The sequence below is a fragment of the Microbacterium sediminicola genome, from assembly GCF_039531125.1.
Classification (GTDB): Bacteria; Actinomycetota; Actinomycetes; order Actinomycetales; family Microbacteriaceae; genus Microbacterium; species Microbacterium sediminicola.
The window spans coordinates 661,453-675,577 of the sequence record NZ_BAAAPL010000001.1 but is presented as its reverse complement, the minus strand read 5'-3'; the positions used below and the strand labels follow the sequence as shown (position 1 = coordinate 675,577).

General features: G+C 68.8%; 14 protein-coding genes and 2 tRNA genes. 7 read left to right on the top strand and 9 right to left on the bottom strand.

From position 1 onward, the window contains the following. The first annotated feature begins 8 nt into the window (after window positions 1-8). From ABD206_RS03090 to ABD206_RS03065, 6 genes are all read left to right on the top strand, one after another. A tRNA-Arg gene (locus tag ABD206_RS03090) sits at window positions 9-84 on the top strand. 37 nt (window positions 85-121) lie between these two features. Beyond that, the gene (gene orn / locus ABD206_RS03085; protein WP_344069104.1) at window positions 122-739 is read left to right on the top strand and encodes an oligoribonuclease; all 618 of its coding nucleotides are present in this window, start codon (window positions 122-124) and stop codon (window positions 737-739) included. A gap of 40 nt (window positions 740-779) precedes the next feature. Then, a tRNA-His gene (locus ABD206_RS03080) sits at window positions 780-855 on the top strand. Between the two features lie 45 nt (window positions 856-900). Next, entirely contained in the window at window positions 901-1,242 is a 342-nt protein-coding gene (locus ABD206_RS03075; protein ID WP_344071394.1) for a metallopeptidase family protein, read from the top strand. 1 nt (window position 1,243) lies between these two features. Then, window positions 1,244-1,531 (top strand): ATP-dependent Clp protease adapter ClpS, encoded by a 288-nt coding sequence (gene clpS / locus ABD206_RS03070; protein ID WP_344069101.1) that lies wholly within the window; start codon window positions 1,244-1,246, stop codon window positions 1,529-1,531. Beyond that, window positions 1,528-2,022, top strand: coding sequence for a DUF2017 family protein (locus ABD206_RS03065; protein ID WP_344069098.1), 495 nt, complete (start codon window positions 1,528-1,530; stop codon window positions 2,020-2,022). The genes clpS and ABD206_RS03065 overlap by 4 nt, the downstream gene beginning before the upstream one ends. A gap of 25 nt (window positions 2,023-2,047) precedes the next feature. Here the strand turns inward: ABD206_RS03065 and ABD206_RS03060 are convergent, their stop codons facing one another. From ABD206_RS03060 to gatC, 6 genes are read right to left on the bottom strand one after another with little or no spacing between them, the layout of a single operon-like run. After that, window positions 2,048-2,638, bottom strand: coding sequence for a nucleoside/nucleotide kinase family protein (locus ABD206_RS03060; RefSeq protein ID WP_344069095.1), 591 nt, complete (start codon window positions 2,636-2,638; stop codon window positions 2,048-2,050). Continuing rightward, window positions 2,613-2,933, bottom strand: a complete 321-nt coding sequence (locus ABD206_RS03055) for a hypothetical protein (protein ID WP_344069092.1) — start codon at window positions 2,931-2,933, stop codon at window positions 2,613-2,615. The genes ABD206_RS03060 and ABD206_RS03055 overlap by 26 nt, the downstream gene beginning before the upstream one ends. Before the next feature lie 38 nt (window positions 2,934-2,971). Beyond that, window positions 2,972-4,240 carry a DNA polymerase IV gene (locus ABD206_RS03050; protein ID WP_344069089.1) on the bottom strand — a complete coding sequence of 423 codons (1,269 nt, stop codon included), beginning with the start codon at window positions 4,238-4,240 and terminating at the stop codon, window positions 2,972-2,974. 51 nt (window positions 4,241-4,291) lie between these two features. After that, window positions 4,292-5,824 carry an Asp-tRNA(Asn)/Glu-tRNA(Gln) amidotransferase subunit GatB gene (gene gatB, locus ABD206_RS03045; RefSeq protein WP_344071393.1) on the bottom strand — a complete coding sequence of 511 codons (1,533 nt, stop codon included), beginning with the start codon at window positions 5,822-5,824 and terminating at the stop codon, window positions 4,292-4,294. Beyond that, window positions 5,824-7,335 carry an Asp-tRNA(Asn)/Glu-tRNA(Gln) amidotransferase subunit GatA gene (gene gatA, locus ABD206_RS03040; protein WP_344069086.1) on the bottom strand — a complete coding sequence of 504 codons (1,512 nt, stop codon included), beginning with the start codon at window positions 7,333-7,335 and terminating at the stop codon, window positions 5,824-5,826. The genes gatB and gatA overlap by 1 nt, the downstream gene beginning before the upstream one ends. Further along, on the bottom strand, window positions 7,332-7,631 hold the full coding sequence (gene gatC, locus ABD206_RS03035; RefSeq protein ID WP_344069083.1) for an Asp-tRNA(Asn)/Glu-tRNA(Gln) amidotransferase subunit GatC: 300 nt from the start codon (window positions 7,629-7,631) through the stop codon (window positions 7,332-7,334). The genes gatA and gatC overlap by 4 nt, the downstream gene beginning before the upstream one ends. A gap of 65 nt (window positions 7,632-7,696) precedes the next feature. On the opposite strand from gatC, the gene ABD206_RS03030 reads away from it, so the two are divergent. Next, window positions 7,697-9,400, top strand: a complete 1,704-nt coding sequence (locus ABD206_RS03030; protein ID WP_344069080.1) for a long-chain-fatty-acid--CoA ligase — start codon at window positions 7,697-7,699, stop codon at window positions 9,398-9,400. 15 nt (window positions 9,401-9,415) lie between these two features. Here the strand turns inward: ABD206_RS03030 and ligA are convergent, their stop codons facing one another. The 3 genes from ligA to ABD206_RS03015 are packed head-to-tail and all read right to left on the bottom strand — an operon-like array spanning window position 9,416 to window position 14,110. Next, complete coding sequence (gene ligA, locus ABD206_RS03025; RefSeq protein WP_344069078.1) at window positions 9,416-11,782, bottom strand: NAD-dependent DNA ligase LigA; 2,367 nt, start codon at window positions 11,780-11,782, stop codon at window positions 9,416-9,418. A gap of 42 nt (window positions 11,783-11,824) precedes the next feature. Then, window positions 11,825-12,922 carry a tRNA 2-thiouridine(34) synthase MnmA gene (gene mnmA / locus ABD206_RS03020; protein WP_344069075.1) on the bottom strand — a complete coding sequence of 366 codons (1,098 nt, stop codon included), beginning with the start codon at window positions 12,920-12,922 and terminating at the stop codon, window positions 11,825-11,827. A gap of 9 nt (window positions 12,923-12,931) precedes the next feature. Further along, window positions 12,932-14,110, bottom strand: coding sequence for a cysteine desulfurase family protein (locus tag ABD206_RS03015; RefSeq protein ID WP_344069072.1), 1,179 nt, complete (start codon window positions 14,108-14,110; stop codon window positions 12,932-12,934). Window positions 14,111-14,125 lie beyond the last annotated feature (15 nt).

The following is a 14,125-nucleotide window of genomic DNA, read 5'->3' as shown; positions in this document are numbered from 1 at the left end:
AAATACCGCCCCCCGTAGCTCAGTGGATAGAGCAGGAGCCTTCTAATCTCTTGGTCAGGTGTTCGAATCACCTCGGGGGGACCAGGATCCTCGTGTCGGGGGCGCGTCTAGGATGGTCGCCATGGCCTCGAGCGAGAACGACCGACTGGTATGGATCGACTGCGAGATGACGGGCCTCGACCTCGCCGTCGATGAGCTGGTCGAGATCGCCGTCGTGGTCACGGACTTCGAGTTGCGCCCGCTCGACCCCGGGTTCTCCATCGTCATCACTCCGGATGCCTCCGCGCTGGAGAACATGAACGACTTCGTGCGGGACATGCATACGAAGTCGGGCCTGATCGACGAGATCCCCCGCGGCGTCAGTGCGGCCGAAGCGGAGTTCGAGGCGTTGGAGTACATCCAGCGCTTCGCTCCCCTCGAGGGAAAGGCACCGCTGGCGGGGAACACGATCGGGACCGACCGCATGTTCCTCGCCAAGTACATGCCGCGCATCGATCGCTGGCTGCACTATCGCAACGTCGATGTCTCGAGCGTGAAAGAGCTCGCCCGCCGCTGGTACCCGCGCGCCTACTTCAACGCACCTGCCAAAGACGGCGGGCACCGCGCCCTGGCCGACATCAACGAGTCGATACGCGAGCTCGCGTACTACCGCAGCATCGTCTTCGTCCCCCCGGTCGGTCCGACCAGTGACGAAGCACAGGCCGCGGCTGCTGCCGCGGTGGCGACGTACGCCTCCTGAATGTGAGAGAATCTTTCAGTTGCCCGTTCGCGGGCACATGGTGGGTATAGCTCAGTCGGTAGAGCACCTGGTTGTGGTCCAGGGGGCCGCGGGTTCAAGTCCCGTTACTCACCCCATTTACCTGGTACTCCGCGATACGCACGGGGGTGGCCGTGATCCAGATGGATGCTGAGGCCTTCGAGGCACTCGTCGTCGAAGAGCTGGACGCCCTCCCCGATGACATGGTCGACGGTCTCGAGAACGTCGTGTTCGTTGTCGAAGACCGCGGCGAGGACGGGACCCTCGACCTCCTCGGGCTCTACGACGGCTGGTCGCTCACCGAGCGGGAGCGCTACGGCATGGGAGAGCTTCCCGATCGGATCATCCTGTATCGCGAGGCCCACCTGGCCGTCTGCGCCGATCACGCGACTCTGCGCGACGAGGTCCACACGACTCTGGTCCACGAGATCGCCCACTTCTACGGCATCGACGACGCGCGGCTTCACGAGCTGGGATGGGGCTGAGATGAGTACCTCCACCCTGCCGGTCGAGTCGACCGCGACGACTGCCATCCCCGACCAACCGTGGCAGACGGTGGTCTGGAACGACCCGGTCAACCTCATGAGCTACGTCACCTACGTCTTCCGCAGCTATTTCGGCTACGCGCGCGAGCGTGCGGAGGCGCTCATGCTCGCCGTCCATCACGATGGTCACGCCGTCGTGGCCGAGGGTGCACGCGAGACGATGGAACGACACGTCCAGGCGATGCACGACTTCGGCCTGTGGGCGACTGTGCGAAAGGCACCGCAATGACCCCATCGATCCTGCTCGAGGTCTCTCGCATCGAGGTGCTCCATCTGCACCAGATGACACAGCAGTTCATCGAGGTTCTCGAAACCACGACCGACTCTGCCGGAGACGCCGCGGTCCGACGCCTGGTGCCGGATGCCTACCAGGAGGACGACGCGGCCGCACGGGAGTTCCGGCGTCTCACCGAACGCGAGCTGCTCGACCGTCGGCTCGCCGACGCACGGACGGTCCTGGACGCGCTCTCGCCGGAGACTCCCCCGTCTCCCGTCGCCGCCGCCGACCCCTCGCTCACCGAGGGCGTCGTGCTCCATCTGGATGGCGAGCTCTCCGCCGCGCTGGTGCGAACCCTGTCGGCGATCCGACTCGTGCTCGCCACCCGACTCGGGATCGACGACGAGGACGACCACGACCCCGATGATCCGCGGTTCGGGATCTATGACTGGCTGGGGTATCGGCTCAATACGCTCGTGCAGGCCATCGATTCCGAGGACTGACCTCCCCAGGGATGCGACAGCCCTCCTAGGGAATGGCCCACACGAGGGTGGCCGACGCTGGCGGATCGTCCCGCTCGAGGTGCCGATCCTCCTGTTGCGCCCATCGTTCCCAGTGGGGTCGATATGTCTCGCCGTCGCGCGCGAGTGCGCGCTCCCGCCGCGACTCCAGCGGCGACTCCATCCACACCCTCACCTGCGCGAACGGTGCGGTCTGGGGCGTGAGGATGCCCGATCCCTCGACGATGAGCGAACGCGCCGCGTCGACCCGGTGAATCTCGGCCGGGCGGGACGCCGCCCAGTCCCAGCGCGGCCACGTACCGTCTTCCCCGCGCGCGAGTGGAGCGAGAACGCCGTCCCGCACGATACCCACCCCATCGTCCAGCCCGTCCCAGCCGGGATAGAGCGAATCGAGCCTGAGGAGCTGAACGTCGCCCCCGACCGGCCAACTCTGGACCAGCGCGTCCGCGAGCGTCGATTTTCCTGCGCCGCTGCGACCGTCGATCAGAACGATGACCGGTGCGGGGGCGAACGGGGCCGCCTGCGCGAGAACCTCGGCTCGTGCGCTATCGATGGCGGATCGGACCGGATCGCTACTTCTTGAGGACGCGGATGACACGGATCAGGACCCGTCCCGCCACCCAGACGAAGGGGATCGCCACCGCGAGAAGCGAGACGAGGTTCGGTTCGAAGCGCAGATCGTCGCCGCGTCGGATGTATGCACCGACCGGAATGGCCGCACCACCCGCGCCGCCGCCGCCGTTGCCGTCGACGTCCGAGCCGCCGCCGTAGCCGGTCCACGAGAGCGCCACCGGGATGATGCGGATGCCATCGACATCCTGCTGTTCGCCGTAGACGCCCTTCACGCCGAAGGATGCTGCTTGCTTGCCGATGTCGATCGCGAGATTGGGCATGACCCCACGGTACCCGGATGGGGCGAGCGGGGACAGAGTCAGTCCTGGGCGGGACGTTCCTTGGGCAGCCGCGGACTCGTGGGCAACGACCCTCCGCTGCGTTCGGTCAGGAGCGTGGCGCGCGTGACGACCCCGCGACCGAACCTCTCCACGGCGCTGTCGACCGCACCTTCCAAGCGCCGCCACTCCTCGTCGTCGTCCCAGAGCTGCATCATGCCGCCGCCGGCCGACGTCAGGCGCTCACCGCGCACACCGATCAGACGGACGGGCTGATCGCGGTCGATGCCGTCGAATAGCTCGCGCGCGACCTCGCCGATCCGGTGGCCGACGGCGGTGGGCTCGGCGAGAGAGCGGGAGCGCGACAGCGTGGTGAAGTCCGCAAGACGCACCTTGAGGGCGACAGTCCGCGCTTCCCAACCCTCCGCTCGAAGTCGAGCACCGACGCGGTCCGCGAGCCGACGGATCTCGGAGCGCAACACGGTGGGGTCCGCAATGTCGGTGTGGAACGTCTCCTCGTGGCCGACGCTCTTCTCGATGTGCGTGGTCTGTACCTCTCGCGCATCCCGACCGTGTGCGAGATCCCACACGCGCTGTCCCATCGCCTGACCGAGAGTGCGATCCAGCAGCGTGCGCGGCGCATCGAGGACATCTGCGACCGTACGGATGCCGCGGGCTTCGAGCGCCTCGGACGCCTTGGGCCCCACACCCCACAGCGCTCGCACCGAGCGCGCTGCGAGGAAGGCATCTGTGTCGGCGTCGGCGATGATCAGCAGACCGTCGGGCTTGCTCATGGTCGAGGCCATCTTCGCGACATGCTTGGTCGCGGCGGCGCCGACGCTGCATGTCAGTCCCGTCTCGCTCCTGACACGCTCGCGCAGCATCCGGGCGATCACGCCCGGAGAACCCCAGAGCCGGCGCGCGCCACGCACGTCGAGGAAGGCCTCATCGATCGAGACCGGTTCGACCAGCGGGGTGATTCCGCGGAAGATCTCCATGACTTCGCGGGACTTCGCGACATAGCGATCGAAGTGCGGCGGCACCACGATCGCGGACGGGCACAGCCGAAGGGCCTGACCGACCGGCATCGCCGCGCGCACGCCGTAGGCACGCGCTTCATAGGAGGCGCTCGAGACGACAGAGCGGGACTCGGGCGCGCCGATGATCAGGGGCTTGCCGCGCAGTGACGGATCATCGAGCACCTCGACGGCGGCATAGAACGCGTCCATGTCGACGTGCAGGATGCCCGCACCGGTGTCGTCCGCGTCCGCGGGAGACACCAGGCGGTTTCGTCCGTCGCCTCGCCCCACGTTCCCATTCTCCCGCTCGCCGCCGACATCCCGGCGGCGAGCCGGTCACGATCAGCCCTGGCCGGCGCGCTCGAGGATGAGTTCGCGCACACGCGCCGCGTCGGCCTGACCGCGCATCGCCTTCATGACCGCGCCGATCACCGCGCCGGCGGCCTGGACCTTGCCGTCCTGGATCTTGGCCAGCACGTCGGGCTGCGCGGCAAGAGCCTCGTCGATCGCGGCGATCAGCGCACCGTCGTCCGAGACGACGGCGAGCCCGCGCGCGTCCACGACCTGCTGCGGCGTCCCCTCGCCCGCGATGACGCCCTCGAGCACCTGGCGGGCGAGCTTGTCGGTGAGGGTGCCGGCATCAATCAGGGCCTGCAGAGCCGCCACATCGGCGGGTGAGACGAGCTCGGCTGCCTCGCGCTCCTGTGCGTTGGCGATGCGGGCGATTTCACCCGTCCACCACTTGCGGGCCGCGGCGGGCGCGGCACCGGCCGCGATCGTGGCCTCCACCTCAGTGAGGATTCCGCCGTTGGCGACATCCTGGAACTCGAGATCGGTGAAACCCCACTCACCCTTCAGACGCCGACGGCGCGCGACCGGGGCTTCGGGGAGCTCGGCGCGCAGACGCTCGATAAGGTCATCGGCCGGCTCCACGGGAAGCAGGTCCGGCTCGGGGAAGTACCGGTAGTCATCGGCATCCGACTTCGGCCGACCGGGCGAGGTGGTGCCGGTGTCCTCGTGCCAGTGACGGGTCTCCTGGATGATCGAACCGCCATCGGCGAGAATCGCGGCCTGCCGCTGGATCTCGTACCGTACCGCGCGCTCGACCGAGCGCATCGAGTTCACGTTCTTGGTCTCGGTGCGCGTGCCGAACGGTGCCGGCTGCTCACCGGGGGCCGTGCGCGGCCGCAGCGAGACGTTCGCGTCGCACCGCAGGTTGCCGCGCTCGAGCCGCGCCTCCGAGATACCCAGCGCCCGGACGATGTCGCGGATGGTCTGCACATACGCACGCGCGATCTCGGGAGCGCGAGCCTCGGCTCCGACGATCGGCTTGGTGACGATCTCGACGAGGGGAACGCCCGCACGGTTGTAGTCGACGAGGGAGTACTCGGCACCCTGGATGCGACCCGTGCTCCCCCCCATGTGCGTGAGCTTTCCGGCGTCTTCCTCCATGTGCGCGCGCTCGATCGGAACCTCAATGAGGGTTCCATCCGCCAACTCCACCTCGACCGAGCCCTCGAAGGCGACGGGCTCGTCGTACTGGGAGATCTGATAGTTCTTGCCGAGGTCGGGGTAGAAGTAGTTTTTGCGCGCGAACCGGCTTGACGGCGCGATCGAGCAGCCGAGCGCCAGTCCCAGACTGATCGACGAGCGCACCGCCTCTTCGTTCACGACCGGAAGGGCTCCGGGAAGACCCATGTCGACCGGGGCGACGAGGGTGTTCGGGGCCGCCTCGTGGTTGTCGGGGTGGGCGGGGTTTCCCGCCGCCGAGAACATCTTCGTGCGCGTGTTCAGCTCGACGTGCACCTCGAAGCCGAGCACCGGCTCGAACAGTTCGAGAGCACGATCGAAGTCCATGAGCTTCGCCTTGGCCATCATGCCCGTCCTCCCAGGATGGGGGCGCGGTCCAGGATCGGACCGCCCCAGCTGTCGACGAGCAGCGCCTCCAGCGCTGCGGCCACGCTGTACAGGCGTGCATCCTCGCGCGCGGGCGCGAGGAACTGGATGCCCACGGGCAGCCCGTCATCGGCGGACAGACCCGACGGCAGCGAAATGCCGGGCACCCCGGCCAGGTTCGCGGGGATCGTCGCGACGTCGTTGAGGTACATCTGCAGCGGGTCCTCGACTTCGCCCAGCCGGAACGCGGTGGTCGGCGCCGTGGGGGTCGCGATGACGTCCACCGACGCGAACGCCGTGTCGAAGTCGCGCTGGATGAGGGTGCGCACCTTCTGGGCGGACCCGTAGTAGGCGTCGTAGTAGCCCGCGGACAGGGCGTAGGTCCCCAGGATGATGCGGCGCTTGACCTCGTCACCGAAGCCGGCATCGCGGGTGGCGGCCATGACGTCCTCCACGGTTCCGCCGGGGACGTCCACACGCAGGCCGAAGCGGACCGAATCGAACTTCGCGAGGTTGCTGGATGCCTCCGCCGGAAGGATGAGGTAGTACGCAGCGACCCCGTACTCGAAGTGGGGCGCGGACACATCGACGATCTCGGCGCCGTGGGCCGCCAGCAGATCGAGCGACGCACGGAAGGATGCTGACACCCCGGCCTGGAAACCCGAGTCGGGCAGCTCGGAGATGACGCCGACGCGCAGACCCTTCAGGATGTCGCCGCGTGCGCCGTCACGGGCGGCCGCAGCGAACGAGGGCCAGGCGTACTCGAGCGAGGTCGAGTCGTGCGGGTCGTGCCCGCCGATCACGTCGTGCAGCAGTGCCGAATCGAGCACGGTACGAGAGACCGGACCGACCTGGTCGAGGCTGGATGCCAGCGCGATCGCACCGTACCTGCTCACTCCGCCGTAGGTGGGCTTCAGACCGACGGTGCCGGTCACGTGCGCGGGCTGACGGATCGACCCGCCCGTGTCGGAACCGAGGGCGACCGGCGCTTCGAACGCGGCGACCGCGGCAGCCGATCCACCACCGGATCCGCCGGGGATGCGATCCAGATCCCACGGGTTGTGGGTGGGGCCGTACGCCGAGTGCTCGGTCGAGGACCCCATCGCGAACTCGTCCATGTTCGTCTTACCCAGCGGCACCAGGCCGGCGGCGCGGGCACGGGCGACGACGGTCGCGTCGTACGGCGACATGAAGCCCTCGAGGATCCTCGATCCCGAGGTCGAGGGCATGTCGGTGGTGACCAGGACATCCTTGATCGCCAACGGGACACCGGCGAGTTCGGAGAGTTTCTCGCCGGACACGCGACGCCGGTCGATGTCGGCGGCGACCTCGACGGCGCGCTCGCTCACGTGCAGATAGGCGTGGACATCGGCATCGACATCCGCGATGCGATCCAGGTGCGCCTGCGTGGCCTCGACGCTGGAGAGCTCGCCCGAGGCGAGGGCGCCCGACAGCTCGGCGGCACTGAGCCGGATGATCTCTTCGCTCACTGTTCCTCCCCGAGGATCGCGGTGACGCGGAACCGGCCGTCAGCGGCATCCGGCGCGTTCAGCAGGACCTGTTGCGGCGTGAGCATGTCGCCCGGGACGTCCTGGCGGTACACGTTCTGCAGCGGGATCGGGTGGCTCGTGGCCGGGATGTCGGGGGTGGCGACCTGGGAGACCTTGGCGATGTTGTCGACGATGGCATCGAGCTCACCGGTCAGGCGTTCGACCTCCTCGTCACTCAGCCGGATTCGGGCGAGCACACCGAGATGGCGCACGAGATCGGGGGTGATTTCAGACACCAGACCATTCTAGGCGGGCCGGCTTCGCGCCCCCGGCGCGACCACGTTCACCCTAGGCTGGGCGCGTGACGACGTACGACCCTCCTCGCCCCTGGATCGCCAGCTACGCCGCCGGTGTTCCCGCCGACCTCGACCCCGTCTCCGGATCCCTCGTCGACATCGTCGCCGCATCTGCGCGCGACTACCCCGACGCGGTCGCCCTGCAGTTCTTCGGACGTGAGACGACCTATCGCGACCTCGACGAGCAGATCTCCCGCGCCGCCGAGGGGCTTCACACGCTGGGTGTGCGCGCCGGCGAACCCGTCGCCATCGTCCTCCCCAACTGCCCGCAGCACATCGTCGCGTTCTACGCGATCCTGCGGCTGGGCGCCATCGTCGTCGAGCACAATCCGCTGTACACGCCGCGCGAGCTGCGCACGCAGTTCGAAGACCACGGCGCACGGCACGCGATCGTCTGGAGCAAGGTCGTGTCCACCGTGCAGGCGTTTCCGAAGGATCTCCCGCTGCAGTCGCTCGTCTCCGTCGACATCACGCAGTCGATGCCGCTCGGGATGCGATTGGCCCTCAAGCTGCCGATCGCGAAGGCACGCGAGGCACGTACCGCGCTGCACGAGAAGGTGCGCGGGACCACATCCTGGGAGCACGTGGTCGGCAGCGCACCGCTGCCCGATTCCCATCCGCGCCCGAAGACGGACGATGTCGCACTGCTCCAGTACACGAGCGGCACGACGGGAACGCCGAAGGGCGCCGTACTGACGCACCGCAACCTGCTCGCCAACGCCGCTCAGGCCCGTTCGTGGGTGCCGGAGATCGTGCGCGGCGACGGATGTGTCGTCTACGCCGTTCTGCCGATGTTCCACGCCTACGGCCTGACGCTGTGCCTGACCTTCGCGATGTCGATGGGCGCGCGGCTCGTGCTGTTCCCGCGCTTCGATCCGGACATGGTGCTGGATGTCACGAAGAAGCATCCGGCGACCTTCCTCCCCCTCGTTCCGCCGATCGCGGACCGCCTGCTGAAGGCGGCGAACGAGAAGGGCGTCTCGCTCGAAGGGACAAAGGTGGCGATCTCGGGCGCCATGGCGCTGCCGCACGAGCTCGTCGTGCCGTTCGAGGCCGAGAGCGGCGGGTACCTCGTCGAAGGGTACGGCCTGAGCGAGTGCTCACCCGTTCTCATGGCCAATCCGGTCGCAGACAACCGCGTGCCGGGGACGGTCGGGCTGCCGCTGCCCGGGACCGAATGCCGGGTCGTCGACCCCGACGAGCCCACGCGGGATGTCCCCGCGGGTGAACGCGGCGAGCTGGTCGTGCGCGGTCCCCAGGTCTTCTCGGGGTACTACGGCAAGCCCGAGGAGACCGAGAAGGTCTTCGCCGGCGAGTGGTTCCGAACCGGAGACATCGTGACGATCGACGACGCCGGCTTCGTGCGCATTGTGGATCGCATCAAAGAGCTCATCATCACGGGCGGTTTCAACGTGGCTCCGACCGAGGTCGAAGGCGTCATTCGCCAGCACCCGCAGGTTGCCGATGTCGCCGTCGTCGGCATCCCGAGCGATCGCTCGGGCGAAGAGGTCGTCGCAGCCGTGGTGCTGGAGGCGGACGTCGACGAGGTCGACGTCGAGGCGATCCGCGAGTTCGCCCGCGGCATCCTCACCCCCTACAAAGTCCCTCGGCGCATCTTCGTCGTCGATGAGCTCCCCACGTCCCTCATCGGCAAGGTTCTGCGGCGCCAGGTGCGCGAGAAGATCCTCACTCTGGTCTCCATCGACTGACGGGTCGGCCGGCGGTCAGTCCAGTGCGTCCGGCCCCTGCTCGACGAGCACGCGGAACTGCGCAGCATCGAGGATGCGGATCCCCAAAGACTCCGCCTTCGCGAGTTTGGAGCCGGCCCCGGGACCTGCGGCGACGAAATCGGTCTTCTTGGAAACGCTCGATGCGGCCTTGCCACCGGCGGCGATGATCGCTTCCTGCGCGCCCTCGCGGGTGTAGCCCTCCAGCGCGCCGGTCGCGACGACGGTGAGGCCTTCCAGCACTCCCCCGGTCGTGGCGGCGGCGCCCGGCCCCGGGTGTCCGGGGGTCGCCAGCTGCGCGCCCGCCGCCACCCACTGCGTGACGATCTGCTGGTGCCAATCGATCTCGAACCAGTCGATGATCGCATCGGCGATGGTGCCGCCGACACCCTCGACGGCGGCCAACTCCTCGCGGGAGGCTTCTCGGATGGCCCGGACCGAACCGAACCACTGCGCCAGAGCGCGCGCGGCGACAGGTCCGACATGCCGGATGTTCAGCGCGACGAGAAACCGCCAGAGTTCCTTCGACTTGGCCGCGGCGATGTTCGCAAGCAAGCCGGATGCCGCCGCAGAGAGGATGCTCGTCTCATCACCGTCGAACGGCCCGGTCGGATCGAACCGCGGATCCGGCTTGGACGCGCTCTGCGGCTCACCGGGGGCCGGCGCATGCCGTTGGCGGCGGAACGGCGACCGCGTGTCGACGCTGCCGTCCTCCAGCAGTCGAGGCAGCCCCGTCTCGGCCTCGCGCACGACGACGTCGATCGGGAAGAGGTCGCGAGCGGTGAGGTCGAACAGTCCGGCTTCGGTGACCAGCGGGGGCGTTGCGGGAACGAGCGGCTGGGTGAGCGCCGCCGCCGACACTTCACCGAGTCCCTCGATGTCGAGCGCGCCGCGCGAACCGAGGTGCTCGACCCGGCCGCGCACCTGGGCGGGGCAGGAGCGGGTGTTGGGACATCGCAGATCGATGTCGCCCTCTTTCGCCGGCGCGAGAGGAGAGCCGCACTCGGGGCACTCGGCCGGCATGACGAAGGCGCGCTCAGAGCCGTCGCGCAGCTCCACCACCGGGCCCAGCACCTCGGGGATGACATCCCCCGCCTTGCGGATGACGATCGTGTCGCCGATGAGCACGCCCTTGGCCTTCACGACATCCTGATTGTGCAGGGTCGCCTGGCGCACGACACTCCCGGACACATGGGCAGGCGCCATCACGGCGTAGGGCGTCGCACGACCCGTGCGGCCGACGGAGACCACGATGTCGAGCAGCGTCGTGTTGACCTGCTCGGGCGGGTACTTGTACGCGATCGCCCACCGCGGCGCACGACTGGTGGCTCCGAGCTGCTCGTGCAGGTCGAGCTGGTCGACTTTGACGACCACGCCGTCGATCTCGTGTTCGATGTCATGGCGGTGCTCGCCGTAGTGCTCCACATATGCCAGGACACCGTCGATGTCCCCGGGAGTCGCGAAGAAAGGACTGGTGGGCAGGCCCCACTCCGACAACAGCGCGTACACCTCGCTCTGGGTCACCACCGGAGGATCTGCCCACGCGCCGATGCCGTGCACGTAGAGCCGCAGCGATGCCAGCCGAGCCAGTCCCGCTTCGAGTTCCAACCCGCTCTTCTTGTCGAGCTGCTGGCGCAGTCCGCCGGCGGCGGCGTTGCGGGGGTTGGCGAACGCGGCGAACCGCCGTTGCGCACTGGCGCGGGCCTTGTCCTCGTCGAAGACCCGCGCCCGCGCGCGCGTCTCGTCCACGACGCGGTCGCGAAGCGCGGCTTGCAGCGAGTTGAGCTCCTCGAATTCGGCAACGGGAATGAAGACCTCGCCCCTCACCTCCACGATCGCCGGATGTCCCACACCGGACAGACGCTGCGGGATTCCGGCGACCCGCAGCGCGTTGACCGTGACGTCCTCCCCCACGCGCCCGTCACCGCGTGTGGCCGCCGAGGTGAGGACGCCGTTCTCGTAGCGCAGGCTGATCGCGAGCCCGTCGATCTTGAGCTCCGTGAGCCAGCGCGCCGCACCGCCCGCGGCGGTCTGCGTCTTCTGACACCACTCCGCGAGCTCCTCCGGAGAAAAGACGTTGTCCAGACTCAGCATCCGCTCAGCGTGTTCGACCGGCGCGAACATGGATCCCTCGGCGGCCCCCACGGTCTGGGTGGGCGAGTCTTGACCCTGCAGCACCGGATGAAGCTGCTCGAGATGCTGCAGGCGATGCATCCATCCGTCGTAGGTCGCGTCGTCGACCACCACGGCGGTGTCGTCCCCGTAGTACGCGTCCCGCGCCGACAGGATGCGGTCGGTCAGCGCGAGCGCTTCTTCACGGGCATCGGCCAGCCCCGGGTCGTCGACGGGAGTGGCATCGGTCACGCCCCTCAGTCTAGGAGCGGGTCCCGACACCGCGGGCGCCGCTCAGGCCGAGACCGGGACCGCGGACTCGGTGCGATCGATCGTGAACTGTCCGAGCACCCGCGTGCCGATGTAGAGCACGGCGGTCTGGCCGGGCGCAACGCCGTCGAAGGGCTCGTCAGGCTCGACCAGGATCACGCCGTCGGCAAGCTCCGCCGCGGCCGGCACGGGGTCGGCGTGCGCCCGGATCTGCACGTCGCAGCGGAAGCGCGCCACCTCGGGCGCACCGCCTGTCCAGCTCATCCGCTCTCCCCCGATGCGCGCGGTGGCCAGCGCCTCCTTCGGTCCCACGACCACCGTGTTGGAGACGGGACGCACCTCGAGCACGAAGCGGGGCTTCCCATCGGGCGCGGGAACACCCAGCTGCAGTCCTCGACGCTGCCCGACCGTGAAGGCGTGCGCACCCTCGTGCGAGCCCACCACGGCGCCGGTGCGGTCCACGATCTCGCCCGTCGCAGTGCCGACCTTCTCGGCCAGCCAGCCGCGCGTGTCGCCATCCGGGATGAAGCAGATGTCGTGGCTGTCGGGTTTCTGTGCCACGGTCAGCCCGCGGCGCTCGGCCTCCGCCCGCACCTCGGCCTTCGACGGCGTCGCCCCCAGTGGGAAGTAGGTGTGGGCCAATTGGTCCGCGGTCAGCACTCCCAGCACATAGGACTGGTCCTTGGCCTGATCCGATGCTCGGTGGAGTTCCCGCCCCTGCGCGCCCTCGACGAGCGTCGCGTAGTGTCCCGTGCAGACGGCGTCGAAGCCCAGCTCGACCGCGCGCTCGAGCAGCGCAGCGAACTTGATCTTCTCGTTGCAGCGCATGCACGGATTCGGCGTGCGCCCCGCTCGATACTCCTCGACGAAGTCGTCGATGACATCCTCGCGAAAGCGCTCCGAGAAGTCCCACACGTAGAACGGGATGCCGAGCAGATCTGCTGCGCGCCGAGCGTCCATCGCGTCCTCGATGGTGCAGCAGCCGCGACTACCGGTGCGCAGTGTGCCGCCCGCCCGGGAGAGCGCCAGGTGTACTCCGACCACGTCATGACCGGCATCCACGGCGCGCGCAGCGGCGACGGCGGAGTCCACTCCCCCACTCATCGCCGCCAGAATTCGCATGGAACCAGTCTACGAGCGCCTTCCTGAGCCGGCCCCGCGTGCGCGAGCCACCGCCTCGGGAAGCGCTGCGGCGAGCGCCGCGACATCGGCGGGGGTCGTGGTGTGTCCCAACGTGATGCGCAACACCTCCCTGGCGGCCGTGGCGTCGTGCCCCATCGCGAGCACGACATGTGAGGGCTCGGCCACGCCCGCCTGGCAGGCGGAGCCCGTGGAGACGGATATCCCCGCCTGGTCGAGCAGGAACAGGAGCGTCTCCCCCAGTGCACCAGGGAAGTGCAAATGGGCGTTTCCCGGGATGCGCCGCGTCGGATCGCCGAGCAGTCGCGCATCGGGGATCGTCGTGGTCACCGCGCTCACGAGCCCGTCGCGCAGCGCCGCCAGCCTGCGCGCTTCGGTCTCGCGCTCGGCAAGGGCGATCTCGGCGGCTGCGGCGAAGGCGACAGCCCCGGCGACATCCTGCGTCCCGGCACGCAGCCCGCGCTGCTGGCGGCCGCCGTGCAGCAGCGGCGCGATCCGGGCGGACCGTGCCACGGCGAGCGCGCCCACCCCGACGGGAGCGCCGATCTTGTGTCCGGCCACACTCAGCGCGACGAGCCCCGCACCCGGAGCAGCGTCGGCACGCCACTGCCGGAACGAGACCGGCACATGGCCGAATGCGGCGACGGCATCCAGGTGCAGGGGGACCCCGGCATCTGATGCCGCGCGGGCGAGCCCCGCCGCGTCGTTGAGCGTGCCGACCTCGTTGTTGGCCACGAGCGCCGTCGCCAGGGCCGCACCCGACAGCGCGTCGCAGAATCCCTCGTGACCGATGCGTCCGTCGACATCCAGCGGGACGGGGAGGATCTGAGCCCCCTGGGACGCCGCGAGCCACTCGACCGAATCGAGCGTCGCGTGATGCTCTCCGTCTGGAAGGACGATTCCCGTCGTTCCCGGCAGGCGCGAGGTCCACATCCCCTTCAGTGCGAGGTTGATCGATTCCGTCCCGCCCGAGGTGAACACGATTTCCGCCGGATCCGCCTCGACAAGCGACGCGAGACGCTCTCGGGCTTCCTCGAGCGAACGGCGCGCCACTTGTCCCGAACCGTGGATGGAGGAGGCATTGCCGACCTCGCGGGACGCCTCCAGCCAGGCCGCGGCGGCCTCCGGGCGCAGCGGCGCGCTGGCCGCATGATCGAGGTAGATGGTCATCGCATCCAGCGTGAC